Below are 23602 nucleotides of genomic sequence, written 5' to 3' on the forward strand. Positions count from 1 at the left end.
TTCGCGAGTCGGGAAGCAAAAGACAAGATAGGCGTCCCCGTCGAGTTGCGCGCGATACTGCCGGCACCTGCTATCGATTTGCACACATGATGACAGGACCTCGCCACGAATTTAAGTCGTATAGTGATTGGCATGACGAAGCTGCGTCAATCAAAACCTCTCCTCCGGGAGCCGTGTCTGGCGCGTCGCAAACCGACGCCGCCGAAGGGAGAGCTGCGGCTTAGGAAATCAAAAGGAACGGGTGAATTGCCTGGCGGTGCAGTGACGACTGGGCTCGCCGTTGAGGAAGGTTCGAGACGAGCCCGTCGCACCCTGTGCCGTAGCTGATCCAACGTCACGGCGCAGATATCGATCGCGCGACGAAGTTGGGCGAACGGGGGGCGGACGCCATCCTTAAGTGATCAGCGGGCAACTGATCAACGGGCGACTTCGTCGCGCGACGTTTGGTGAACGGTCGATGCATCAAAACGTTCCAGTGCGCTAACGTACAGAAGAGGTTCCGCTTTGCGCCTTGGTATATGCTGTTTTACCGGCCCCGAATTGACGGCTAAGACCGGTTAAGCACGGAGGAGCACAAGATGTCCCTTCTAGATTTACTTCCCCTCGATGAAAGCCAGATCGACACGGTCACCACGGTGGTTCACCAGTGGTGCAAAAGTCATCATGTTCCGATAGAGAGCGGCCGTGGCCGTGTGGCGATGACGACCGCCGTTAGTCTCGCAATAGGGGGCGAGCATTCATCTCAAGCGCTCGCCGAGGCCCTCAGCCGCTCGATGCGGATCGAGCAGTTCAAGCGGCCGATAGAATAGTATTCATGCTGAATTCTCGGTGGATATTTGCTTATTGCGTGATTTAATTGTCGGATGGCAAAGCCCCCGCGTTCCAGGTCTCTTCAGGCCACCGATCAACCATTGCGATCCCGGCCGCGCAAGCTGCGCGATCCGGCGCAACCTAATCTTCCCCTCGATCCCTTGCCAGAACGCGTTGAGCCGTGCCTCGCGCTGTTGAAAGCAAGGCCGCCCAAGGGGCCGCGGTGGGCTTTCGAAATCAAATGGGATGGATATCGCCTGGCTGTACATATCGAGCCGAAAGGCGTTCGCATTATCACCAGAGGCGGCCATGATTGGACGGATCGCTTCCCGGCCATCGCAAAAGCGGCGAAGAAGCTCGACGTCGCGACGGCTATCCTTGATGGCGAGGCTGTCGTTCTCGATGAGCAAGGAAGGTCGGACTTCGGACTGCTTCAGCAATCGCTCGGCGACCGGAGCGGCAAGCGCATCTCAACCGAAGCGATCTTCATGGCGTTCGACCTTCTCTATTTCGACGGTCATGATCTGAGAACATTGGAATTCACCGCTCGGCGGCATCTCTTGGAGGGGCTGATCAAGAGCCGGGACGATGTCATCCGGCTTTCTGAAGAGATCGAGGCAGACGGAGATAGGCTTTATTTCGCCGCCTGCGAACACGGCCTTGAGGGAATCATCGCGAAAGATCGGGAGAGCCCATATCGCTCCGGCCGGCGCGGCGACTGGCAGAAAATCAAATGCATCCAGAGCGACGGCTTCGCGATCGTTGGATACGAGCATTCTTTCGTCGCGCGGGCTGGGATTGGCTCACTGCTGCTCGGAGCGCGTCACGGTCGCAAGCTGGTCTATGTCGGATCGGTCGGGACTGGCTTCAATGAGCGAACGGCACATGAACTCCGCGCCGCTCTCGACAAACTCAAGGTCAAGAAGCCGCCTGTCGAATATTCCGGTCGGCGCAAATATATTGTTTGGGTGAAGCCGACGCTGGTGGCCGAGATCGAATATCGCGCCTGGACGCATGACGGCAAGCTGCGGCAATCATCCTATAAAGGGCTGCGCGATCTGGAGGAGAACGCCGCAATTTACGAGATCCTTGCCAATTGAGCGCTCCCTCACCGCTCGACGCGTCGGTACTGTGGCATTAGCGGGAGGCACCCGATGATTTCGCAGACATCAATTGTGCGCGAAGTAATGCATCTTGATGGCGTTGGTGTAGAAGATACCAAAGCAGGATGCCCAGCGCAGCCGCAACGAGCCCGCCAATTTGGCCCACTTTCAGCGACCACTTCTCATCTTCCAGATATTGAATCTGATCGAGCGTAGCGCGGGATATCGAAGTGTGAACCTTTTCCCATTCCGGCATCAGCCCATCGTTAGATTTGCTTACTTGATCCAACCGCGCTATCCACTCCTGCCGTCGTCGCTCAAATTCCTCAGGCTTCATCGCTTCATTCGTTTCAGCTTTCAGCTCCGCGATCGTATCCTGATTATCTTTGAGGCGGAGGTTTAGGATTTCTTCTTGTAACCGCGCATCAAGTAACTGGCTTTCAATTTTTTGGTATCGTTCCGTAGACTGCCAAGTGCAAAATACAAACAACGCAATGCCTAGGAAGGTTGCAAATTTGTAGAGATTGTCTGTCGGCGCATTTGCTAGCATCGATAACTCTTGTTTGCTGGCAGCCGTCAGTCGCGATTTGGCACGGGAATCGGCCGCTGGAACGTGACTTCCTGAATACCGTCGCGTTCCTTTACCTCGACAACAGAGCCGGCCAGCGCCTTCAGCACGTCGATGAGTTCGACCGAAATAGTCTGTTGCGCAAAGGAATTCTGAAGCCTGTGGATGATCTCCACGTTCATTGACCGTCCGCTCTCTTCGGCCGCCTTGCGGATGAGTTCGCGCATGCCGCTGGGAAGGCGGACATTGAATTTCTCGGCGACCTCGCTTGGATACTTCGGCTCTTTACTCATTAGAAATTGTGATTGCAACAGGGCTCCAAAAAATCAATGGTGTCGACTTGCCACCATAGGAGCCCTATGCAACACATTAGAAATCGCTGAGGCATGGGCCGCTGGTCCCGCGAAATAAGAAGAAAGACGAACGCCTGTCTCGGTGAAATGGGTCTCCTGAAAGAAACACGAGGACATGCGACATCACCCGGGGCACTGCCGCGGATGTTTGTCGCATTGATGAATGAAAATCTAGGAAACAAGAAACATGCAAAGCGATGCATCACGTGCCGTGGCGGACGGCGGCACGAACGGTTCTCCTTGCCTTGGGCGGCGGGGACTTGTCACTGGTTTTGCGGCGTTTGCTGCTACATCGGGCCTGGCTGCGACGGCGCCTGTAAACGGGCCGTATGACCAGGCTATCCACTATCTGGGCAGGAGTTTTCAGACGGCAGCCAACCAGATGCTCGCCTCAGCGGGTAGAGAGCAGACGCAGGCTTTCTTGAAGATGATCGCTCTCGCAAATGCGATGAGCCTTGTTCCCGCCGTCGAACATCGAGCGATCGAGATAAAGCGCGGTACAGCCGCGTGGTCTCATCGGGAAGGAGAACTGCACTTCTGTCTGCCTATGGAAGTCGTCGATGCCTTGAACGCGTCGGCTCGGAGGGACGGATAGGATGAACGTTGGCCTACCGAGAAAGCGAACATGGCCCTCATGATAAGGGCCGGGTGCGAATGGGTCGAAACGCACCCTGAAAAGAAGACGTAGCCAGCAGTTCGGTCACTCTACACGGCATACGAATCCGCGTGGCCCTGCGACGAAAAATAGGCGACCTTCTATTTGCCGCGTCCGGACACCGAGCCCGTCGCCAAGCCGAAGAGGAAACCCACGATGCTGGTGATTATCTTTTCGGCAAACACCTTCTTAGATTTGTCCTCGGTTCGAAAATAGAGGACGGTGAACACCAGAAGCATCAGCGCAATAAAGCCAGTGAGCCCCAGCGCAATAATATCTTGGACGCTGCTACCTCCGGAGGTTTTGCCGCCTCTGATTTCCTGCGCCACTGCCTGCGTAACGAGCGAGGGAAGGGAAATAACCTCCGCTCGGCTCTCAACTACAGGCAAGCTGTCAAGAAGGTGGATTACGGCATTGACATCCGCTTGCGCCTTCTCAGCGTTGGCAGCTGCGTCAGGCTGACTCGCCACGAGCTTCTGAAGGTAGGCTAGGTTCTCGCTCGTCCCCCGCAGCTGTGCAACTATCCGTGTGGCATCGCCCTCGGGTAACTGGCGGAAATGTTCGACAGGCGTCGAAGTGATAAGCCAGCCGGTAACGACGGCGCTGAGGGAATAGCTCACCGCCATTGCACCAAGGCCGAAAGCCACAGCCGGAATTATGGAGCGAATGAGCGAACGAGCGCGCTGCTTCGGTGTACCAAGTGTGCCAGTTGCTTCAAGTGTGTCGTCGTCTTCTTGTGCCATGATGAAATCCCCTTCGCCCGTATGACTGCCCGACTTGCGTGGCGTTGGGAAGTACCACCGCCAGGTTGTCCCGAAAATATTGCCAGCCGACTGGCGCGCCGATTAAGACCAGCTGTGAGAAAAGGCAGCGGAATCTTGATTGGGAGAAGTCATCTTTGAAAACCCGAAACGTGTAAAACATGTGCATCCGTCATGTATCGGGACGTTCTTGCTAAGTCGTGAAAACGGCGCAATTGAAAAAGGGCCGGTTTTCACCGGCCCCCTCAGTCTCGTGTATCTGTTTACTTACATGAAGTAGGTCAGGATAAAGGCGGCAATCCAGTAGATCGTCCGCAACTCCACCGTACCTTCAACTTCCAACCGTACCCGCATTCCTGCGTCTCCGGTTCGTCAGGCGCCCTCGGAACCCTAAAAGGGGATTGAGGATAACTTCGAAGTCGTTCGGTCATTTCAACGGAAGGTGGGGTGGCCACCCCTAATCTTCCTCCTGTGAGGTTCGATTGGCTTGGAGCGTTGTTTCGTTTGTCAGCTTTGGTTCGTTGAGCGCGTGTTAATCAGTGAGCGTGAGAGCGTTGTTTTCACAGATACTTGTTGCTTTGAGACTTTGGGAGCGTTGTTCGTTGGTTTTCAGCGGTGTTCAGCGTTGTCATATCAAGGTTTGCGGCCGGTGCGTCCACCGGCACATAGAATGTGGATTGGAGCTGGTAAATCTGCAAGGGCGGGTTTGTGTTTTCCACACTGCTCAACTCGACCCGGCTGCAATTGTTTTCCAGCGGAATCGAGCTGCGGCGGGAGCAAAGAAGCACTGATCGCCACCGACCTCACCCTTACCGAGGGTGAGATCTATGCAATCATCGGATCGGCGGCTAGATCTAGGGCAAACCAATGAGGAACTGAGAAATGCTTCAGGAAACCGATCGAATTCAGGCGCGTGGAGAGTCCGGCCGCATTTATACGGTAATAGAGCGAACGAAAATCATCTCGATGAGGATGCTGGACGGCAGCGTGTCGCAAGCGAAGGGCACCAAGCAACTATCCACCGCTGATGGTCAGCATGTGAACTGGATCGACGAAAACACATTCCAAATTGTATTGACGGATGAGATATTGCATCGGATCACGTGAGGTCCAACCCGGTGTTAGTTTGCAGCTGATCCTCGATGCTTTTTTGCCTGTTCAGCTGCCTTTAGCATCTCTTTTCGATCGGCCCAGTGTATTTTTCCAAACCCATCTGAAACACCGACCTGACTAAATCCCGCGTCAAGGAACGTGTTGGTCGACAGTGGAAATACGAAGGTTGCGCCGTTGCCTACCTCAATGCGCTCTTTCGGAACATTGTTGGCGATGTGCGTATAGTCGGGATGAATATAGGCGGAACGCTTTCCTAATTTCCGATTGAGCCAACTTGGGCGAGCGAAGACAGCCACCGCACGATTGGGGGATGGCCCAAGGTTTAGAGCCTCCACGAATATGTCGGGCCCGATCGTTTTAATGCCGTCTGGCATGAAAACCTTCTTTATCGAAATCGTCACGCGAAATTTCGGCTTTTGAATAGCGTCCCTGAAGACCGTCCAGCCGGCAATGAACAATGAAACTGCGAATGACGCCGTTGAAAGCACAAGAGTGATAAGCTCATTGTTTGTCACGTCAGATTCCTTTGTCGAAACTGGTTGAATAGGGCCGATATCGCCGTCCGTCCAGGTTGAATGGCAATGATTGTCTTATGAGTTCCTCAAGGGGCGCTGCTCCGTGATGGCAGCGCGGATGGTAAAGGAACGCATCAAGAACTTCTGGTGGGACTTCGGTGGGACTTTCTGCACCAGTTGGCGCTTTTCCGTATATTTCGTTCCATTTTTATTCTGCGGGACCATTTTTTCCCTTGCGCCAAAAAACCCAAAAGACTAACAGGATCAAGCCGTTTCGGCGTGACGGAATGTAGCGCAGTCTGGTAGCGCACTTGACTGGGGGTCAAGGGGTCGTCGGTTCAAATCCGGCCATTCCGAGATTTTCACTCGTTGGTTCAACGAGTATGTTCGGGCATCCGGAAAAGCGGCTGGTTGGGCAACGCCCGACTGGCCGCTTTTTCTGTTCGGAGCAGTCACTTCCGGCTCTGAGCCAGCCTGAAATAGCCATGCGCCTGCTGCGGTTGATCCCACTGTAGCCGCGAGCACGACCACGACACGTGGAAGTTCCATGCAAAGCAATTGCTCTGCCTTGGACAAGTCGCGGACTGTCGCTGGGGGCGGCGACGTCCAATAGCGATCTGGTCCAGGGAATGGCCGAATCGCATCGCCTTTCTTGCTTGTGTCCACTCAATCGACGCTGTCGACCACATCGCGCCGTCTTACGAGCTTGAGGCTCCGGTCCGGCTGAATGATGTAGGTTTCCTCCACCCATCGGCCGGTCGGGTCGATAAACTGATGGGGGAGAACAGAGCCGGGCGGCGATTTGGTAAGGCGCGCCTGTGGCTGGCCTCCATATGTGATGCTTCCGCGTATTGGCTCAATTCCTTCCGAGTCGCTGGTGCAGCCAGACAACGCCAATGCAGCTATCAAAGTCGTCCGTCGAATTCCCATTACAGTCGGCCCTCTAATGTTTTTCTGCGCAACGGCGCAATGTTTCCCTATCGCGCGCCTCCGGCGCAGGAAGTAAATGGTGCGCTGTTTTATATGGGAAAGCATAAGCTTGATTGGCATGCAAAATAAAAACAGGCAGAACGCCAGTCAGGAGGCGCACCGGAAACCAGCCTGCGACCGCAGAAATTTGTACCAGTTGCCAAGCCTGAAATCGGCGCGCATATTATCTGCATCGTCGGCCATGGATGGGCGCCTGGCGAATGATGCGGTTGTGCTTTCGCCCTCATGGGAAGTGCGGCTTGATGCTCGATGCAACTTTTCATCCCCGTGATCTGCCGCTCTTTTCGGAGGACCTGGATCTGATTTCCGAAGTGTTGGATGTCGTCTGCAAGGCGAGGGGCCTAAGCCGCAACACGCCGGAAGCCGAACACCTCGGCGCGCTGATTATCCAACTCTATCGCCAGGGCGCCAAGGACAGCACCAAACTCACCGCTCTTGCGAAAGCCTATCTCTAGAAGCCCTCATTTTTCCTCGACCGAAATGCCGTTCTGGCCGATGCGGAGTTCGATGCCATCGGGCTTGCGCTCCTCATTGAAAACATAAGCGCCAAGGCCGATGATGACGACGACCAGGGCGCCGATGACGAAATAGAGACCATTGTAGCGGTTCAAGATGTTTTCCCCAACGTTTTGATATCGAAGAAAAAACGCGTGACGAGCCGGTTGGTTCCCCGTGCGGGCCGCCCTCAGTCGTCGTTTGCGGCGTTGAGGTTTTCGGGGCGAATGCCGTCATCGTTTGACGTTCGCGCCCGCAGACGCACGCCGGGGCCGCCTTCGTCCTGATTGCCGCTTGCGATAAAGATCACGCCGGCTGCTTCCAGCGCGTGCTTGGCGGCTAGGAATGCGCCAGGCTCGCCCATTCCGTCGCCGTCTTCGAGTGCCTCTACAGCTTCCGGCGTCAGGCCGGACGCAGCGGCTAGTTCATCGATGCTCATACCGGTCATGGCGCGAGCGCCGCGTATCTGCATTCCTGTAATCATGCTTGGAAGTTTAGCGCGAATGCCGCCGTTCTCAAGTAGTTAGGCCGCTATGTCCGGGGAAATTCTGCCGATAGCGATGTTCGAGTGCTGCGCACCCCCAGACGATGCCGAAGAGCAGATAGACATGCCGCCAATGGTCGATGTCGATCACGTTGCCGATGACCGCGTGGCCGATGACGCAGATCCAGGCGATCATCAGATAAGGTTGCCAAGGCCGGTTCCTGAGCAGGTTCTTGAAGCCGAGGTAAAGCGTCCACACAAGCAGCGACACATAGGAGACAAAGCCGAGCCATCCGTAGGTCGTCAGCGTCTTCAGCCAGATATTGTGCTCGTCTTCCGGAAAGATGGTGCCGAACACCATTGGGCCTAGACCGAGCGGTCTCTCCATCATCATCTGAAAACCGATCCGGTGGCGGTCGAAACGACCGAGATACTCGCCGTCATACTCCTGGACGAGTTGTGCGCGCGTGCTGAACAGATCGGCAACTTGCGGGAGTTGAAGCGCGATTAGAAGGGCTGCCACCATCAAAACGATCGCCAGAAGCGAGAGGATGAGGATGCGCAGCCGGAATGCGCCGCTTCGCTCCTTCAGCAGCATCAGGAAGATGAGCAGCACCACGCCGAGCAGGAAGAGACCCCAGGCGGCGCGCGAGAATGACAGGAATACTCCGAGCGCAACGATCAGCAGCGCGGCGGCGCGGACCGGCGAGGTCTTCAGGTCGCGCGTCAAAATGCCGTGGATCAGATAGAGAGACGGTACCACGAGGAACGGTCCGAAGACGTTCGGATCCTGGAATGCGCCCTTTGCGCGGTCGTAGAGCGTAAAGACCTCGGCGCCGGGAAAGGCATGGAAATATCCAAGTATGCCGAGCAACGAGGTGATGACGGCTGCAAAGACCCAAGCATTGAAGATCAGCGGCAGCCGCTTGGCGCTGTCTTCGATGATGGCCGCATAGAAGACCGAGGTCAGGGCAAGGAAGGTAGAGACCGCGACATACATCGGCCCGCCAGTCAGGTCCTTCATTTGCGTCAGCGAAAGCATGCCGCCGACATTGAAGGTCACGAGCAGGGTCAGAAGCATCGCGGTGAAACGCGAGATCCGCAGACCGAGGATGAACCAGATGCCGACGAGGCCGGCCATCCACAGTTCGTAAGGGGCAGGTTCATTGATGACGAAGCCAGCGAGGAAGACGCCGAAGGCAACCATCGCCGAGCCGATCAATCGCAGTGCGGCGCGCTGCGGTTGGGCGACGCGCGAATATGCCGCCTCGATCGCGCTCAATAGGCGTTTTCCGTGTTGAGCAGCCGCACCGGCGTCAGGAACAATATCTTGAGATCGAACCAGAGCGACCAGTTCTCGATATAGTAGAGGTCGTAGGCAGTGCGGAACTTGATCTTGTCGTCATTGTCGATCTCGCCGCGCCAGCCGTTGATCTGCGCCCACCCGGTCACGCCGGGCTTGACGCGGTGACGGGCGAAATAGCCTTCGACGATGTCGCCCCAGGCGCGATCTTTGGTCTGGGCAAGCACTGCGTGCGGCCGGGGCCCGACGAGCGAGAGATCGCCTTTCAGCACATTGAACAGTTGCGGTAATTCATCGATCGAGGATTTGCGGATGAAGCGGCCGACCGATGTCACGCGCGGATCGCCCTTGGTCACAACGACCTTGGCGTTGTGATCGCTCATGTTTGTGTACATCGAGCGGAACTTGAAGACGTTGATGACCTCATTGTTGAAGCCGTGCCGCTTCTGCATGAAGAAGACTGGACCCTTGGACGTCAGCTTGATTGCAATGGCCGTCAGGATCATCACCGGCCAGAGCAGGGCAAGCGCAAGCGATGCGAAGAAGAGGTCGAAGCCGCGTTTGGCGACCGAGTCCCAATCGCGGATCGGCTTCTTGAAAATGTCGAGCATCGGCACGGAGCCGATATGCGAATAGGCACGCGGCCGGAACCGCAGGCGGTTGGCGTGTGCAGCAAGGCGGATATCGACCGGCAGGATCCAGAGTTTTTTGAGAAGCTGCAGGATGCGGGCTTCGGCGCTGAGCGGCAATGCGATGATCAGCATGTCGATCCGGGTGAGCCGTACGAATTCGACCAGTTCGGCAACGGTGCCGAGCTTCGGATAGCCGGCGACCATGATCGGCGAGCGCTTTTCGCCCCGGTCGTCGAAGATGCCGCATATGCGGATGTCGTTGTCCGCCTGCTGCTCGAGAACGCGGATCAGATCCTTGGCAGGTTCGCCGCCGCCGACAATCACGGCGCGACGCTCCATGACGCCGTTGCGAGCCCAGTTGCGAATACCGTAGGCGACCAGGAAGCGTGAGCCGAGCAGGAAGGTTGAAGCAAGCGTGAACCAGGCGACATGCAGGCTTACCTGGCCCCAGGCAAGATCGCGGAAGAGCGAAAAGATCGGTTCCGTTGCGGCAAAGCCAGCCGCCCAGGCGGCGAAGATGCGCGGCAGCAGGCGAACGCGAGCCCGCAGCGCGGGAATGGAATAGGTATCGGCAAGCTGGAGCGCCAAGACGCCAAAGGCCGCCGCGGCGGCTGCGATGCCCGCCCGCTCGCCAAGGCTTTCGCTGCCGTCTCCAGGCCAGATCAGGAAGGCGAGCAGCCCGATTGCGAATTGCGAGAAGAATTCGAAGAGGCGCAGCTGGCCGATGACCATCGATGGCGAACGTGTTGCCTTGCGGAACTGTTCGGCGATCTGCCGGGCATAGGCGTTGATCTCTCCGGGCGTTTCCTTCCCGCCACCGTCTGTGTTGGCAGCGGAAACCCGCTTGCGCAGGGCCTCCACGTCGAACTGATCGCTCTTTTCTGCTTTGTTCATGGGGCTTCAGTCGCTCGTTGTTTCGAACGGCATTAGCAGAAAGGCACTAAGAAAGATTTACGGATGCCTCGTGGGTTTCGGAGGCTGAGGGCCCCTCGACGAGCGCGTGGTACAGCTTCAGGACATCTCTTGCCATCACCGACGAGGAAAAAACGGACTTCACCGAGTCGATCGAAGGCATGACGGCATTGTGCCAGCCCGGTGTCGTCAGCGCATCGGCCATGACGCGGGCTAGGTCATCCGCGTTGTCGGGCGCGACCAGGGCAGGGCTGCTCCTGCCGAGCACTTCCGGAATGCCGCCGACGCGGCTGGCAATGACGGTCTTTCCGGCGCCAAGTCCTTCCAGGATGATGTAGGGCATGGCTTCGGCGCGCGATGGCACCACCAGGGTTTGCGCCATTGCGAAGGCTTCCTGCACACGCATCGGCGGCAGCATGCCGATACGCTTGCCGAGGCCGCGCTCGACCATCATGTCGCGATATTTCTCGCGATCCGGCCCGTCGCCGATCATCAGCGCGGAAAGAGGGCGCCCAATCAGCCGCTCGGTCCTGGCAAATGCATCCACAAACAGATCAGGACCCTTAAGGTCCCGGAGCATTCCGACATAGATGAAATGGACCGCATCGGATCGTGTAGGAATGATCTGGAAATCCCGCTCCCCGATCCCGTTGTAGATCAGCCGCGTCATGGATCTCGGCCGGCCCACTTTCTTTGCATAGGTGTCTCGTTCGTATTCGCAGATGAAGACGAGGGCATCGGTAAAATATTCCTGCAACCGCTCCATCCGCAGAACGAACTGTCCGCTGAGCGACGAACGGGAGTAGTGCAGGCTTCCGCCGTGGGCGGTATAGAGGCGGGCTACGCGATACCTGTTCACCCGCAAGGCTGAGCCGACAAGGCGCGCGAGCACGCCGCCCTTGGCGCCGTGTCCGTGCAGCACGTCCGGCCGCAAACTTTTGATCTTCTTGTATGTCTCCCATATCACGCCGATATCGGAAAGCGCGACGGAACGCCGGATCGGTATGCGCGTCAGCCCGAGCGAGAGAAAGGGACGGATATCGTCGAAAAGCCGGTCCTCGTGCTCGCCGCCGGTGGAACTGTCGCAGAGGATGCCGATCTCATGCCCGGCCGTGCTGTGTTCTTCCACCAGATCGCGGACGTGGCGAAATATCCCGCCTACGGGCGATCTGAAACAATGGAGTATGCGGAGGGGGCGCGGTTCTGCCATCAGCGATCAGAACAGCCGTTCGCGGACATAGATCGTGTCACCGGCGATGATCGAGGACGAAATGTTGACACGCCCGGTCAGCACCTGACCGTTGATCTTGCGAGTGACGTCGACCGTGCCCTGATTGGCGCGGGAGGTGAAGCCGCCGGCAACGGCGATCGCGTTCTGCACCGTCATGCCCGGCACATAGGAATACTGGCCCGGCTGGCCGACTTCACCCATGATGAAGATGGAGCGGTAGCGGTCGACATCGATCGTCACATCGGGATCGCGCAGATAACCCTGCTGCAGCTTCTGGGCGATTTGGCCGGAAAGCTGCTGCAGCGTGCGTCCGCGCGCCGGCACCTGTCCGACGAGCGGGAAGGCGATGTAGCCTGCCTGATCGACCATATAGGTATTGGTCATGCTCGGCTGATCGAAAACGGTGATGCGCAGGCGGTCGCCGCTGTCGAGCGTATAGGGCTGGATCGTTGCCTGATTGAAAGCTCTCGGCGCTGGCTTATAGGTGTTGCAGCCGCTCAGTGCCGCCGTCATGGCGACAAGGCTCAGAGCCAGAAGCGTCTTGGGCTGGACAAAAAGCATCCGCGTTATGCTCACAGGAAACGAACTCGATCCTGCCGTTATCGATCCGTTAGGGTTAATGGCTGGTAAAAGATGCACGGCATTTTTTTGCTTTCTGCCCGGCCACGCTTTGCTCTGCTAATGCGGGCAACATTAACCGTCGGGTTACTATAGTCCTTTACGCTTCGCGCCATGTTTGTTCTCGGAGTACGAGTATGTCCGGCGTGACGGGTAATCAGGATGTGGACATCGACCTTGGCCAGCTCGTTCGAGCCGTCTGGGCCTTCCGGCTGAAAGTCCTCGCCGTCACGCTGATCGGGGCAGGGGTCGCATTTGCCGGCGCCAAGATGATCTCGCCGAAATACAGAGCCGAAACGCGTCTGCTGATCGAGCAGCGTGCACCGGCTTTCGCAAACACCCAGTCGAACGACGGCAACGGCGGACCGCTGCTCGACGAGTTGAACATTGCGAGCCAGGTTCAGCTTCTGCAGTCTGCCGATATCATCAAGCAGGTCATCAACAGCGAAAAGCTCTATGAGCTGCCCGAATTCGACGATGCCGTCAACGGCTCTGCGTTGAGCGACATCCTTGTGGCACTGCATCTCAAGAAGAACCCGCTTGAAAATCTGCCCGAAGAACGCGTGATCGATGCATTCATCGAGCGTCTTCAAGTCTACCAAGTCCCCGGTTCGCGCGTCATCGGCATCACCTTCACGTCGAAGGATTCGAAGATTGCTGCGCGCATTCCGAATGCCATGGCGAATGTCTATCTCGCGACGCAGAGCGGTGCCAAACTCGATACGAACTCGGAGGCCACTCGTTGGCTTGAGCCGGAAATCGAGAACCTTCGCCAGAAGGTAAACGACGCCGAGCAGAAGGTTGCCGAGTACCGCGCCAAACACGGTCTCCTGCCGACGAACGGTGGCAGCAACTTTCCGCAGCAGCAGCTGAACGATATCTCCGTCGAGCTGACCCGCGTACGCGGCGAAAAGGCCAATGCCGAGGCGCGCGCCCAGTCCGTCCGCAACGCGCTCGCCTCCGGTGAGGCGTCCGACACGTTGCCGGACATCATGTCCTCGCAGTCCATGCAGCGGCTGAAGGCTACTGAGTCGGGCCTACAGTCGCAGATTTCCGATCTCAGCACGTCGTTGCTCAACAACCATCCGAAGTTGAAGAGCCTGCGGGCGCAGCTTGCCGACATCAAAGCTCAGATCCGCCAGGAAACGCAAAAGATCCTGGCCAGCGTCGAGAGCGAGGCGAAGGTCGCCGGTCTTCGTGCTGCCGAACTCGAGCGCCAGTCCGGCACGTTGCGGGCAAACAGCGCACAGGCGGGCGAAGACGAGGTCGGCCTCAACGCCCTGCAGCGCGAGGCAAATGCCCAGCGCCAGCTGCTTGAAACCTACCTCGCTCGCTACCGGGAAGCCGCTTCCCGCGCCGACAGCAATTCGAGTCCGGCAGATGCGCGCATCGTCTCGCGCGCCATCGAGCCTGTCGATCCTTTTTTCCCGAAGGTCGTGCCGATCGTTGCCGTCGCTGCCGTCGCGACGTTGATCATGAGCGCCATCGTCATCATGCTCGTCGAACTCTTCAGTGGCCGGGCGCTGCGTCCGGTCGACGGCAACGTCGAGCCTGCCTCGCCGATCGAAGAAAAAACGCAGGCCGCCGTGCCGAAAGCCAAGCGTGATATCAAGCCCAGCATGCTTTCGGCACCGGTGGAAGAGGAGCCTGGGCCGCAGGCGCCTCCACCTCTGCAAGACGAAAACGAATTCTCGATCAGCTCTGTCGCCGATTATCTCACGAGCAGCCGGGCAACGCTCGCTGTTGCGATATCGCCGACTGGTGACGACGGTTCCGCGGCGACCGTTTCGCTCGCCCGTGCGCTTGCCGATGTCGGTCAGCGCATGGTTCTGGTCGACATGACCGGCTCCGGCTATCCGACCAAGCTGATGGGCGACGACCCGAATGCGCCGGGCGTGACCGATCTGCTGTGCGGCGCTGCCGCTTTCGGCGAAACGATCCACGGCGACCGTTACTCAGACGCTCATCTGATCCCGCAGGGCATCAGCGACATCCGCCAGGCGATGCGCGGGGCAGACCGGCTTTCGCTGCTGCTCGACGCATTGGCCTCAGCCTATGATCTCGTGATTGTCGAGTGCGGCGCAGCCGATGTTGCCGGTGTCTCCCGCCTGACGCGCAGCAAGGATGTCGAGATCATCCTTTCGATGCCAGTCGTGATCGAAGAGGACTTCGTCTTCGCGATGACGGAATTCGAAAGGGCGGGTTATCAGCGCGTCGTGTTGATGTCGGGCGACGAAACAATAGCGCAGGACCTCCCGCGCCGCGCGGCCTGATCAGACGCCGATCTTTGAACGAGCGCGCTGTGCGAATTTATAGAGGCCGGGCCGTGCCTTGATGTGGGCCTTGCTCCGCGTGATGGCCCAATGCGCAAGTCCGGCGATATTTCCTAGCAAGGACAGCGGCAGCACCACATCGTGATGATCCGTTTCGATCGGTGCCCAAGAACGTTTGTAGACCTGATCGCCGAGACCGAAATCGAAGAGCGCGACGCCTTTCCCGTGCAATCTCGAAATCATCTGCCAAAAGAGGAATTCACCCGGACTTGCATCCTTTGCAATGCTTTCGTTGATCGAACTGAACTGGCAGATCACATGATCACCCTTGCGCGAGATGCCGGATAGCGCGGCGATATGCCCTTCGTTTTCGCCCTTGAGGCGGATCGCGTGCATCTCGAGGCCGAAGTCGTCGCCGTGGCGAATGTCGATCAGGCCATGGAGAAAAGTCCGTGTTTTGGGGTCGGCAAACACGTCGGGCAGCCCGAGCGCCTTGAAGCGCTCGGCCTTTTGAGCGAAGAACTGGTCAAGAAGGGCGTGCTGCTCGCCGGCCGTCCCGCCAGCGACATAGTCGAATCCGCCGATGGATTCGAGCCGCTTCGACTGCACCCGGAACTTCTTCCGGCGGCTCTTGGAGTTCAACTGCTTGAGCGTCGCCTCGAAATTTTCAAGCAGCGGCAGCTGATAGGCGTGGTTCTGGTTCTGCACCAACGGCAACAGACCGAGCAAGCTCTTCCGGCCGCGCCATTCCAGCGGGATGTTCTGCAAGAGCAGCAGATCGGCCTTGCCGCGAAGGGTGTGACGAAGGCTCTCGGCAAAGCGATACGCGTCAAGGTCAACGGCGCCTTGGAGAAAACGCTTCGTGAAAAGTCCGGTATTGATATTGCTGTGATCGGCGCCGATGAACTTCGCGATCCGCACGCCATGGCTGCGCTCGATTTCGATCGGCAGGATAAAGGCCGTTTCTGACCCGCAAACGCCCCGCAAAATGACGAGCGGTCGCCGATGGGCCTCGATCCAGCTACGGCACCAGTCATAGCCCTGATGGAGAGAGGCCAGATTGTCCCGCTCCAGGGCGCGCCAATCCTTTTCCAGCATCGCAATCGTGTCGAAGACCGAGACATCCAGTTCCGCGTTCGGCGAGCGAAGGCTCGCAGAGCCTGCCTCGGCTTTCGCCGCTTCGTCGAGCAGCTGTTGATGGATATCGAGCTTGTGCGTCTGCACGGGTCTTCTCCGGTCAAGATGGCTTGACGGGAAGCATAAGGGGCGAGCGCCTTCATTTGGCTTAAATGCAAAAGGGCGGACTGTCTTTTCCGCGGATCACGGTTATTTCGGCGTTAACGGCGTTCACTTCTGCCGCGGACCGGCCATCCATTTGATGATCAGCATCGCCGGCAGGACCCAGACCAGGCCCGTCAGCGAGAAATAGAGGAGGTGAACCCGCCACGACGATCCCCCGAGTGCCGCGACGGCGATCGTGTTCGCCAAAAGCGCATAAAGAAGCACGAGAACGACGATGAGGATCGTGCCGATGAATTTGCGCAAGCGGACGGGCATGAATTCTCTTTCCGGGCTGTGTGGACCCGCGCGACGGCATGCCGCAAAGGTTCGGGGCTTGTTTTGCATGAGGCGTTGGGGCAAATCAACTGCCGGAAAGAAGGAGTGATCATGGCCGTCGCGAATTTGACCACGGAACAGTCGATCTTGAGCGAGGTCCGCAGGTTGGACCGGAACCGCCGTGCATTGCGCGTCTGGCTGGGATTCGTGCTCGTCGCGCTCGTCTGTCTCGTGCTCGTCGGCGGCGCCACGCGTCTTACCAATTCGGGCCTTTCGATCACGGAATGGAAGCCTATCCACGGCGTCGTTCCGCCTGTCACTGCTGCTGAATGGGAGGAGGAATTCAAGCTCTACCAGCGCATTCCCGAATTCCAGCAGCTAAACAGCCACATGACCGTGGAGGATTTCAAGACCATTTTCTGGTGGGAATGGGCGCACCGGCTGATCGCCCGCGCGATCGGGATCATCTTCGCTCTGCCGCTTGTTTTTTTCTGGCTGACGGGCATGGTCGAGCGGCGGCTGCGCTGGCCGCTAGCCGGCATCCTGGCGCTCGGCGGCCTGCAGGGTTTCATCGGCTGGTGGATGGTCTCATCCGGTCTTTCGGTGCGCACCGACGTCAGCCAGTATCGCCTCGCGACGCACCTCGTCATGGCCTGTCTGATCTTCACTGCCTGCATGTGGATCATGCGCGGACTTTCCCCGCATTCGAACGACGCCGCGCCGACCGAAGGCTCGCGGACATGGGCGGCGGTAATTGCTGTTTTCGCGCTCTTCCAGATCTATCTTGGCGCGCTGGTGGCCGGCCTTGATGCCGGCTTCGCCTACAATACCTGGCCGCTGATGGATGGCGCGATCATCCCCTCCGATCTTCTCATCCAAAAGCCCGCCTGGATCAACTTCTTCGAGAATCCGAAGACCGTTCAATTCACCCATCGCGCCGGCGCCTACGTGCTTTTCGCGCTCGCTTTCATCAACATGGTGGTTGCGCTTCGCGCAGCTCCCCAAACCACCCACGCCCGCCGTGCTGTCGTCCTCTTCGCACTCGTCACGCTGCAGGCGGCAATCGGCATCGCCACTCTCCTCCTGCAGGTCCCGCTTCATTGGGGTCTTTTGCACCAGGCAGGCGCCTTGATCGTTTTGGGCTTCGCCGTCGCCAACTGGCGCGGCTACTACGGTGAGTTTTCGCACGACACGATGATTGCGGAAAGGGACTGAGCCGGAGGGTGCGTCAGGCGCTTACCGCAAAGCTCCGTCGAGCGCCGGCATGCCGATGATGGCGGCCGCAGCGATGAGCAGATAGCAGATCAGCCGGAACGTGCTTTCCTTCGCCAAGCCGAACAGCTTCGAGCCGCCATAAAGGCCGAGCGCGTAGCCCGGCAGGATGACGAGCGTCAGAGCAAAGACGGGCTGCACGAAAAGTCCCAAGGCATAATAGCTGATTGCGCTGAAGCAGGTGGAGATCGAGAAGTAGAGGATGACATTCGCCCGCACGCGGGTGAAGTCGCTCTTGCCGCCGAGCCAATAGGCAACGACCGGCGGGCCGCCAAGCTGTACCGCGCCGCTGAAAAGACCGGCGATCAGGCCTACCCCGGCGCTCAGCGGCGCTCGCGGCTCGCCATGATGACGCCAGCCCGACACCAGGAGCGCCAGCAGCGAGATGGCGACGGCGGTGATGATCCATCGGAGCGTCAGAGGATCCATCAGCGCAAGCGCAACTGTGCCCGCAGGAACGCCGAGAGCAGCGCCGATCGCCATTGCGAAGACTTCAGGCCGGTTGGCGCTGCGCCAGGCAGGCGGGATCATTCCAAGTGTCGCAAGCCCGTCGATGATAAGCAAAACGGGAGAAACCAGCTTCGGGCCGACGATCGCGCCGCCCAGTGGAATGAAGATCAGCGCCGCCCCGAAGCCCGAAAAGCCGCGTGCGAGCCCGGCAATGAAGGCAAAGAGGATCAGCCCATAGATGCCGTGATCCGGCAGCGCAGCGCAAAACCATTCGGCAACGCCGGCCGAAAGCGTATCGATCGGCATGTCCGCGGAGCTCCGGAAGGCTTACGAGGCGAGCATCAGATCCATGTTTTGGACGGCCGCACCCGAGGCGCCCTTGCCAAGATTGTCGAGCAGAGCGACGAGGTTGACCTGACTGGTGCCCGGCGTGCCGAACACGAAGAGCTTCATCGTGTCCTTCCCGGCAAGCTCGACGGCATCGATCCGGGCAAGTGCCCGACTCTCCTCGAGCGGGACGACCGTGACGATATCCTGACCGGCATAATGGGCCGTCAGGGCCGCATGGATGCTTTCGAGCGTCGCATTACCCGAGAGAGCGTCGAGATGCAGCGGCACCTGGACGATCATGCCCTGCGGGAATTTGCCGACCGAAGGCGAAAAGATTGGCGCTCGGTCGAGCAGGCCATGGATTTTCATCTCCGGCACATGCTTGTGTGTCAGCGGCAAGCCATAGAGGAAATGCGGCGCGGTGATTTTATCGTCGCGGCTCTGGTCTTCGATCTGCGCGATCATCTGCTTGCCGCCGCCGGTATAGCCGGAGACCGCATTGACGGTAACTGGATAGCCGTCGGGCAGAATGCCTGCAGCTCGCAACGGCCGGATGAGGCCGATGGCGCCTGTCGGGTAGCAGCCGGGGTTGGCGACAAAACGGGCGGCCCTGATCTTTTCGGCCTGCTCCTTGTCCATTTCGGCAAACCCATAGGCCCAGCCGGGATTGACGCGGAAGGCGGTCGACGTGTCGATAACGCGGACATTGTTGTTGGCCGAAACCATCTGGACGGCTGCCTTCGACGCATCGTCGGGCAGACATAGGATGGCGATATCGGCGCTGTTCAGCATGTCCTCCCGCATCGCGGCATTGCGGCGCTCAGCTTCCGGAATGGACACGAGCTCGACATCGCGGCGGCCGGCCATGCGCGTGCGGATCTGCAGGCCCGTCGTGCCGTGTTCGCCGTCGATGAAGATTTTCGGTGCCATGATAATCCTGCGCTTTCAACGAGTTCGAATTGCTTCCGGAATCAGTGTGTCATGAAGTTGATTCAGTCTGATAACCGCCCAGGGCGGCTGCGTGCCTCTCGGCGCAGAGGCCCAGCATATACATCGCGACCGTCGCCCCTGCAATGGCGGTGATATCTGCGTGATCATAAGGCGGCGAGACCTCGACCACGTCTGCGCCGCGGATATCGAGCTGCTGCAGGCGCTGCAGGACCGAAAGGATCTTGGCGCTCGACGGCCCCCCTGCAACTGGCGTGCCGGTACCTGGGGCATAGGCCGGATCGAGGCAGTCGACATCAAAAGTCACATAGGCCGGAGCGTCCCTGGTGTGCGAGACGATTGCCGAGGCGATCTCAGCGCCATTCATTTCTTCGATCTGATGGCCGTAGAGGATGCGGATGCCGCAATCCTCCGGCGCGTGGGTACGGATGCCGATCTGGATGGATCGCTCCGGATTGATTATGCCGTCGCGGGCAGCGCGTGCGACGAAGGAGCCGTGATCGATCCGCCGATTGTCGTCGAGCCAGGTATCCTGATGCGCGTCGAACTGCACCAGCGCCAGCGGACCGTGCCTGGCTGCATGCGCCTTCAGGATCGGCCATGTGACATAGTGGTCGCCGCCAAGCGTGAGCAGGAAGGCGCCGCTATCAAGAATCGTATTCGCCTGCCGCTCGATTGCCGCCGGCGCCTCCTGGTGATTGCCGTAGTCAAGCAGGCAGTCGCCGTAGTCGATCACCGCCATTTCGGCGAAGAGATCGCGATTGAAGGGATATTGTGGATCGTTGTCGAAGATCGCCGAGGCGCGGCGGATCGCCTGCGGCCCGAAGCGCGTTCCTGGCCGGTTGGAGGTTGCCGCATCGAAGGGGATGCCCCAGACGACGGCGTCCACGCCTGAAAGAACCTTGGTGAACCGACGCCGCATGAAGGAGAGGGCTCCAGCAAATGTCGGGTCAGTGGCCGAGGATGTGAGGCTGGTCGCCATAAAGGCGTGATCGATCGACTTCTCTGCCATGGCGTCCCTCCATCACATGTTGGCGGGACGTTGGACCAATCAGCCTCGACAAGGCAAGCCCCGAACGAAACGTAATTCCTGTCGCTCAGGACGCCTTGGCTTCGAATGCCGGCGGAAAGTCGCCGAGAGCCTTGGCCTCGTTGATGCGGGCACCGATATCTTCCTCGATGATCGACTCCAACTGCGAAAAGCTGTCGATCACGTAGTAGATCGGCTGGACGATATCGATCCGGTAGGGCGTTCTCAGCGCTGTCATCAGGTCGAAGGACCGGAATTCGCATGCCTTGCCTTCCATTGCTGCCCGCGTCTCGCTGGGCGAGGAGACGATACCGGCGCCGAAGCAGCGGCGCCCCTGCGGCGTGTTGATGAGACCGAATTCCACAGTGAACCAGAAAATCCGAAACAGGTGCCAGGAATACCCCTTGCCGAGGCCGACGGCCTTCTCGCCGAAGCGGCGCACGAAATTGGCGTAGCTTTTGTTGGTCAGCAGCGGGCAATGGCCGAAGACCTCGTGGAAGATGTCCGGCTCTTCGATATAGTCGATATGCTCGCGACGCCGGATGAACGTCGCCAGCGGAAACTTGCCCTGCGACAGCAATTCATAGAAGCGCGACGGCGGGATGAGGGCTGGGACGCCTTCGACGCCGAAGCCGGTGGTCTCGCTCAGACGCCGATTGACGTCGCGAAGCTGCGGAACCTTGTCCGGCTTCAGCCCGAGAGTCGTCACGCCGTCCAGATATTCCCGGCAGGCCTTGTCTGCGAGCAGCGTCATCTGGCGCTGATAGAGCTCGCTCCAGATTTGGTCTTCCTCAGCGGTGTAGTGATAGATGCCGTGCGCATCCGGCAGATTTGCCGTGTAGGTGCTCTCCTTGGTCATGAGCGGCCTCCCGTCCTCTGATCCAATGAGCCGGGTAATTCCGACCCCGGCTGTCATGTCACCATTATATCCCTGGGAATGCGGGTAAACATTTCAGCATTGCCGGATTATGGTTAGAAAATGGGAGAAAAATCCGTGAGGAGGGTAAAGAGTGAAAGAAAACTTGAAGGCGGCCCGCAAGCTCCTGCAGCTTGTGCAGGCCGGCAGCAGTCTGTCGCTCGCCGAGCTGGCGGAAAAGGCCGGCATGTCGCAAAGCACCGCATGGCGCAAGATGCAGGAACTGGAGACGGAAGGCGTCATTCGCAAGCGTGTGGCGCTGCTCGATCCGGCAAAGCTCGATCTCAAGCTCTGCATCATCGCCCATGTAACCTTGGAGGACCACCACGAAGAGGCGATCGAAGCCTTCGCCGCCGCAGTGCGCGACCGGCCCGAGATCATGGAATGCTATGCGCTATCGGGGACGTTCGACTATATGCTGAAGATCAGGGCGCGCGACGTCGAGGCCTACGAGGCGTTCATGACGCGCTACCTGATGCGCAATCCACATGTTCGCAATGTGGTTTCGAGCTTCGTCCTGCGCGAACTCAAGTCGACGACAGAGCTGCCGATCTGAGGGCCGGCTGCGATCGGTGGCAAATGAAAAGGCCGGGGAGAACCCGGCCTTCGCAAAAATCCGTAGTCTGGAGCGATTAGCGCTTCGAGAACTGGAACGAGCGGCGGGCCTTGGCCTTGCCGTACTTTTTACGCTCGACGACGCGGCTGTCGCGGGTCAGGAAGCCGCCCTTCTTGAGCACGCCGCGAAGGCCCGGCTCGAAGTAGGTGAGGGCCTTCGAGAGACCGTGACGAACGGCACCGGCCTGGCCGGAAAGACCGCCGCCTGCAACCGTTGCGACAATGTCGAACTGGCCGTCGCGGGCTGCAGCGACAATCGGCTGGCGCAGGATCATCTGCAGGACCGGACGGGCGAAGTATGCCGTGAAGTCCTTGCCGTTGACGGTGATCTTGCCGGAGCCGGCCTTGAGCCAAACACGGGCTACGGCGTCCTTACGCTTGCCGGTCGCATAGGAGCGGCCAAGCGAGTCGACCTTGCGGACGTGAACCGGAGCAGCTGCTTCCGACGACGTGCCGAGATCCTTCAGGGAAGAGAGGTCAGCCATTATCAGGCGCTCCTTACGTTCTTCTTGTTCAGCTTGGCGACGTCGAGGACGGTCGGCTGCTGTGCTTCATGGGGATGGTTGGAACCGGAGTAAACGCGGAGGTTCTTCATCTGGCGACGGCCGAGGGGACCACGCGGGACCATGCGCTCGACGGCCTTCTCCAGGACGCGTTCCGGAAAGCGGCCTTCGATGATCTGGCGAGCGGTGCGCTCCTTGATGCCGCCGGCATAACCGGTGTGCCAGTAGTAGACCTTGTCGGAATACTTCTTGCCGGTGAAAACGACCTTGTCGGCATTGATGACAATTACGTTGTCGCCGTCGTCAACGTGAGGGGTGAAGGTTGCCTTGTGCTTGCCGCGCAGACGCATGGCGATGAGGGAAGCTAGGCGGCCAACGACAAGCCCTTCGGCGTCGATGATCACCCACTTCTTCTCCACCTCTGCGGGCTTCTGGGAGAAGGTTGCCATAGTAATTCTCTCTTTTGGATCCCTGAGCCCGAGGGCCAAGGGCGTTTCTTGTTGCTTGGTTTGACGCGCTCAAAAGCCCGCCAAAAAGAAAGCAGCCGGGAAAGGCTGCGTTTCTGGTGCGGTGTATAGAGGGAAAGCCCCTGGCGGTCAATATCACCTATCTGCGCCAGTGTAAAAAATGCAATGTAAAATCAACGTGTTGGTAATGTGGTAATATGATACCGCAAATTTATCGCGGTGGAATCGAATAAGTTGCCGTCGCATGGGCCACCAATTCGGCGGGATCTTCCTGGAAAATGCTGGCTTCGATAACGGCGAGACGCTTTCCGAGCTTGAGGATCCGGCAGGTGCAGGTGGTCGGCTGCGGCTTAGGCAGGCGCAGGAAATTGATGTTGAGGCTGGTGGTCACGGCAAGTGCGACCGGGCCGACATGGGCAAGCACCGCGGCATAGGCGGTGACGTCAGCCAGCGTGAAGAGGGCAGGACCGGACACGGTGCCGCCAGGGCGCAGATGCCTTTCGGACGGATCGAACCGCGTCGAGACGCTGCCGGGGGTAATGTCCGTCACGGTAAAGACGCGCCCGTCCGTGTGGATCTGCGGGAAATCGGTCTCCAGAAACTGGTGGACCTCCTCGATCGTCATGACCGGCTGCATCGCTTCTCCTCGAAATTGCCGATAGCTTGTGACAGAACTGTTAGCACGAAATCGCAATGCA

General features: G+C 58.8%; 28 protein-coding genes and 1 tRNA gene. 9 read left to right on the top strand and 20 right to left on the bottom strand.

All coding sequences use genetic code 11. The features are described 5' to 3' along the window. The first annotated feature begins 578 nt into the window (after positions 1 to 578). Both AM571_RS07280 and ligD read left to right on the top strand, forming a co-directional pair. The gene (locus AM571_RS07280; RefSeq protein ID WP_074060846.1) at positions 579 to 809 is read left to right on the top strand and encodes a hypothetical protein; all 231 of its coding nucleotides are present in this window, start codon (positions 579 to 581) and stop codon (positions 807 to 809) included. A 54-nt stretch (positions 810 to 863) separates the two neighbouring features. After that, positions 864 to 1910, top strand: coding sequence for a non-homologous end-joining DNA ligase (gene ligD / locus AM571_RS07285; RefSeq protein ID WP_074060847.1), 1047 nt, complete (start codon positions 864 to 866; stop codon positions 1908 to 1910). A 37-nt stretch (positions 1911 to 1947) separates the two neighbouring features. Here ligD and AM571_RS07290 read toward each other — a convergent pair whose 3' ends face one another. Both AM571_RS07290 and AM571_RS07295 read right to left on the bottom strand, forming a co-directional pair. Next, complete coding sequence (locus AM571_RS07290) at positions 1948 to 2463, bottom strand: hypothetical protein (protein WP_074060848.1); 516 nt, start codon at positions 2461 to 2463, stop codon at positions 1948 to 1950. Positions 2464 to 2489: 26 nt separating this feature from the next. Beyond that, entirely contained in the window at positions 2490 to 2774 is a 285-nt protein-coding gene (locus tag AM571_RS07295) for an Arc family DNA-binding protein (protein ID WP_074060849.1), read from the bottom strand. A gap of 247 nt (positions 2775 to 3021) precedes the next feature. Here AM571_RS07295 and AM571_RS07300 point away from each other — a divergent pair, with 247 nt between their 5' ends. Next, the gene (locus AM571_RS07300; protein ID WP_074060850.1) at positions 3022 to 3429 is read left to right on the top strand and encodes a hypothetical protein; all 408 of its coding nucleotides are present in this window, start codon (positions 3022 to 3024) and stop codon (positions 3427 to 3429) included. A 161-nt stretch (positions 3430 to 3590) separates the two neighbouring features. Here the strand turns inward: AM571_RS07300 and AM571_RS07305 are convergent, their stop codons facing one another. Then, positions 3591 to 4232 carry a hypothetical protein gene (locus AM571_RS07305; protein WP_074060851.1) on the bottom strand — a complete coding sequence of 214 codons (642 nt, stop codon included), beginning with the start codon at positions 4230 to 4232 and terminating at the stop codon, positions 3591 to 3593. A gap of 900 nt (positions 4233 to 5132) precedes the next feature. Here AM571_RS07305 and AM571_RS07310 point away from each other — a divergent pair. Further along, on the top strand, positions 5133 to 5357 hold the full coding sequence (locus tag AM571_RS07310; RefSeq protein WP_074060852.1) for a hypothetical protein: 225 nt from the start codon (positions 5133 to 5135) through the stop codon (positions 5355 to 5357). A gap of 14 nt (positions 5358 to 5371) precedes the next feature. Here the strand turns inward: AM571_RS07310 and AM571_RS07315 are convergent, their stop codons facing one another. Continuing rightward, complete coding sequence (locus AM571_RS07315; protein WP_074060853.1) at positions 5372 to 5878, bottom strand: hypothetical protein; 507 nt, start codon at positions 5876 to 5878, stop codon at positions 5372 to 5374. A gap of 283 nt (positions 5879 to 6161) precedes the next feature. Between AM571_RS07315 and AM571_RS07320 the strand changes: the two genes are divergently transcribed. Next, a tRNA-Pro gene (locus AM571_RS07320) sits at positions 6162 to 6235 on the top strand. A gap of 309 nt (positions 6236 to 6544) precedes the next feature. On the opposite strand, the gene AM571_RS37300 is transcribed toward AM571_RS07320, so the two are convergent. After that, positions 6545 to 6808: a hypothetical protein gene (locus AM571_RS37300; RefSeq protein ID WP_074063117.1), complete on the bottom strand. Its 264-nt coding sequence runs from the start codon at positions 6806 to 6808 to the stop codon at positions 6545 to 6547. Positions 6809 to 7110: 302 nt separating this feature from the next. On the opposite strand from AM571_RS37300, the gene AM571_RS07330 reads away from it, so the two are divergent. After that, positions 7111 to 7323, top strand: coding sequence for a hypothetical protein (locus AM571_RS07330; protein WP_074060854.1), 213 nt, complete (start codon positions 7111 to 7113; stop codon positions 7321 to 7323). 6 nt (positions 7324 to 7329) lie between these two features. On the opposite strand, the gene AM571_RS36895 is transcribed toward AM571_RS07330, so the two are convergent. From AM571_RS36895 to AM571_RS07355, 6 genes are all read right to left on the bottom strand, one after another. After that, positions 7330 to 7479: a hypothetical protein gene (locus AM571_RS36895; protein ID WP_196776312.1), complete on the bottom strand. Its 150-nt coding sequence runs from the start codon at positions 7477 to 7479 to the stop codon at positions 7330 to 7332. A 74-nt stretch (positions 7480 to 7553) separates the two neighbouring features. Then, complete coding sequence (locus AM571_RS07335) at positions 7554 to 7847, bottom strand: helix-turn-helix domain-containing protein (RefSeq protein ID WP_074060855.1); 294 nt, start codon at positions 7845 to 7847, stop codon at positions 7554 to 7556. 31 nt (positions 7848 to 7878) lie between these two features. Beyond that, a complete protein-coding gene (locus AM571_RS07340) occupies positions 7879 to 9129 on the bottom strand; it encodes an O-antigen ligase family protein (RefSeq protein ID WP_074060856.1) in 1251 nt (416 codons plus the stop codon). Further along, positions 9126 to 10676 (bottom strand): undecaprenyl-phosphate glucose phosphotransferase, encoded by a 1551-nt coding sequence (locus AM571_RS07345; protein WP_074060857.1) that lies wholly within the window; start codon positions 10674 to 10676, stop codon positions 9126 to 9128. The genes AM571_RS07340 and AM571_RS07345 overlap by 4 nt, the downstream gene beginning before the upstream one ends. A gap of 46 nt (positions 10677 to 10722) precedes the next feature. Beyond that, positions 10723 to 11904 (bottom strand): glycosyltransferase, encoded by a 1182-nt coding sequence (locus AM571_RS07350; protein ID WP_074060858.1) that lies wholly within the window; start codon positions 11902 to 11904, stop codon positions 10723 to 10725. A 6-nt stretch (positions 11905 to 11910) separates the two neighbouring features. Then, the gene (locus AM571_RS07355) at positions 11911 to 12486 is read right to left on the bottom strand and encodes a polysaccharide biosynthesis/export family protein (protein WP_022714777.1); all 576 of its coding nucleotides are present in this window, start codon (positions 12484 to 12486) and stop codon (positions 11911 to 11913) included. A 194-nt stretch (positions 12487 to 12680) separates the two neighbouring features. Between AM571_RS07355 and AM571_RS07360 the strand changes: the two genes are divergently transcribed. After that, positions 12681 to 14816 (top strand): GumC family protein, encoded by a 2136-nt coding sequence (locus tag AM571_RS07360; RefSeq protein WP_074060859.1) that lies wholly within the window; start codon positions 12681 to 12683, stop codon positions 14814 to 14816. Here AM571_RS07360 and AM571_RS07365 read toward each other — a convergent pair whose 3' ends face one another. Together AM571_RS07365 and AM571_RS07370 are read right to left on the bottom strand one after the other, a co-directional pair. Further along, positions 14817 to 16040 (bottom strand): GNAT family N-acetyltransferase, encoded by a 1224-nt coding sequence (locus tag AM571_RS07365; RefSeq protein ID WP_074060860.1) that lies wholly within the window; start codon positions 16038 to 16040, stop codon positions 14817 to 14819. It abuts the gene before it with no gap. Positions 16041 to 16163: 123 nt separating this feature from the next. Next, positions 16164 to 16373 (bottom strand): DUF2842 domain-containing protein, encoded by a 210-nt coding sequence (locus tag AM571_RS07370; RefSeq protein ID WP_074060861.1) that lies wholly within the window; start codon positions 16371 to 16373, stop codon positions 16164 to 16166. Positions 16374 to 16484: 111 nt separating this feature from the next. On the opposite strand from AM571_RS07370, the gene AM571_RS07375 reads away from it, so the two are divergent. Beyond that, on the top strand, positions 16485 to 17588 hold the full coding sequence (locus AM571_RS07375; protein WP_074063118.1) for a COX15/CtaA family protein: 1104 nt from the start codon (positions 16485 to 16487) through the stop codon (positions 17586 to 17588). Positions 17589 to 17609: 21 nt separating this feature from the next. On the opposite strand, the gene AM571_RS07380 is transcribed toward AM571_RS07375, so the two are convergent. From AM571_RS07380 to AM571_RS07395, 4 genes are all read right to left on the bottom strand, one after another. After that, the gene (locus AM571_RS07380; RefSeq protein ID WP_074060862.1) at positions 17610 to 18401 is read right to left on the bottom strand and encodes a sulfite exporter TauE/SafE family protein; all 792 of its coding nucleotides are present in this window, start codon (positions 18399 to 18401) and stop codon (positions 17610 to 17612) included. 21 nt (positions 18402 to 18422) lie between these two features. Beyond that, positions 18423 to 19355 (bottom strand): N-acetyl-gamma-glutamyl-phosphate reductase, encoded by a 933-nt coding sequence (gene argC, locus AM571_RS07385; protein WP_074060863.1) that lies wholly within the window; start codon positions 19353 to 19355, stop codon positions 18423 to 18425. A 49-nt stretch (positions 19356 to 19404) separates the two neighbouring features. Continuing rightward, positions 19405 to 20385: an agmatinase gene (gene speB / locus AM571_RS07390; RefSeq protein ID WP_074060864.1), complete on the bottom strand. Its 981-nt coding sequence runs from the start codon at positions 20383 to 20385 to the stop codon at positions 19405 to 19407. An 85-nt stretch (positions 20386 to 20470) separates the two neighbouring features. Next, the gene (locus AM571_RS07395; protein WP_074060865.1) at positions 20471 to 21262 is read right to left on the bottom strand and encodes a phenylalanine 4-monooxygenase; all 792 of its coding nucleotides are present in this window, start codon (positions 21260 to 21262) and stop codon (positions 20471 to 20473) included. 151 nt (positions 21263 to 21413) lie between these two features. On the opposite strand from AM571_RS07395, the gene AM571_RS07400 reads away from it, so the two are divergent. Beyond that, positions 21414 to 21875, top strand: coding sequence for an Lrp/AsnC family transcriptional regulator (locus tag AM571_RS07400; protein WP_039844539.1), 462 nt, complete (start codon positions 21414 to 21416; stop codon positions 21873 to 21875). Positions 21876 to 21951: 76 nt separating this feature from the next. Here AM571_RS07400 and rpsI read toward each other — a convergent pair whose 3' ends face one another. From rpsI to AM571_RS07415, 3 genes are all read right to left on the bottom strand, one after another. After that, on the bottom strand, positions 21952 to 22419 hold the full coding sequence (gene rpsI / locus AM571_RS07405; protein ID WP_022714787.1) for a 30S ribosomal protein S9: 468 nt from the start codon (positions 22417 to 22419) through the stop codon (positions 21952 to 21954). 2 nt (positions 22420 to 22421) lie between these two features. Further along, positions 22422 to 22886, bottom strand: a complete 465-nt coding sequence (gene rplM, locus AM571_RS07410) for a 50S ribosomal protein L13 (RefSeq protein WP_022714788.1) — start codon at positions 22884 to 22886, stop codon at positions 22422 to 22424. A gap of 229 nt (positions 22887 to 23115) precedes the next feature. After that, positions 23116 to 23541 (bottom strand): PaaI family thioesterase, encoded by a 426-nt coding sequence (locus AM571_RS07415; RefSeq protein ID WP_074060866.1) that lies wholly within the window; start codon positions 23539 to 23541, stop codon positions 23116 to 23118. Between the last annotated feature and the right edge of the window lie 61 nt (positions 23542 to 23602).

This window comes from Rhizobium etli 8C-3 (assembly GCF_001908375.1).
Taxonomy (GTDB): domain Bacteria; phylum Pseudomonadota; class Alphaproteobacteria; order Rhizobiales; family Rhizobiaceae; genus Rhizobium; species Rhizobium etli_B.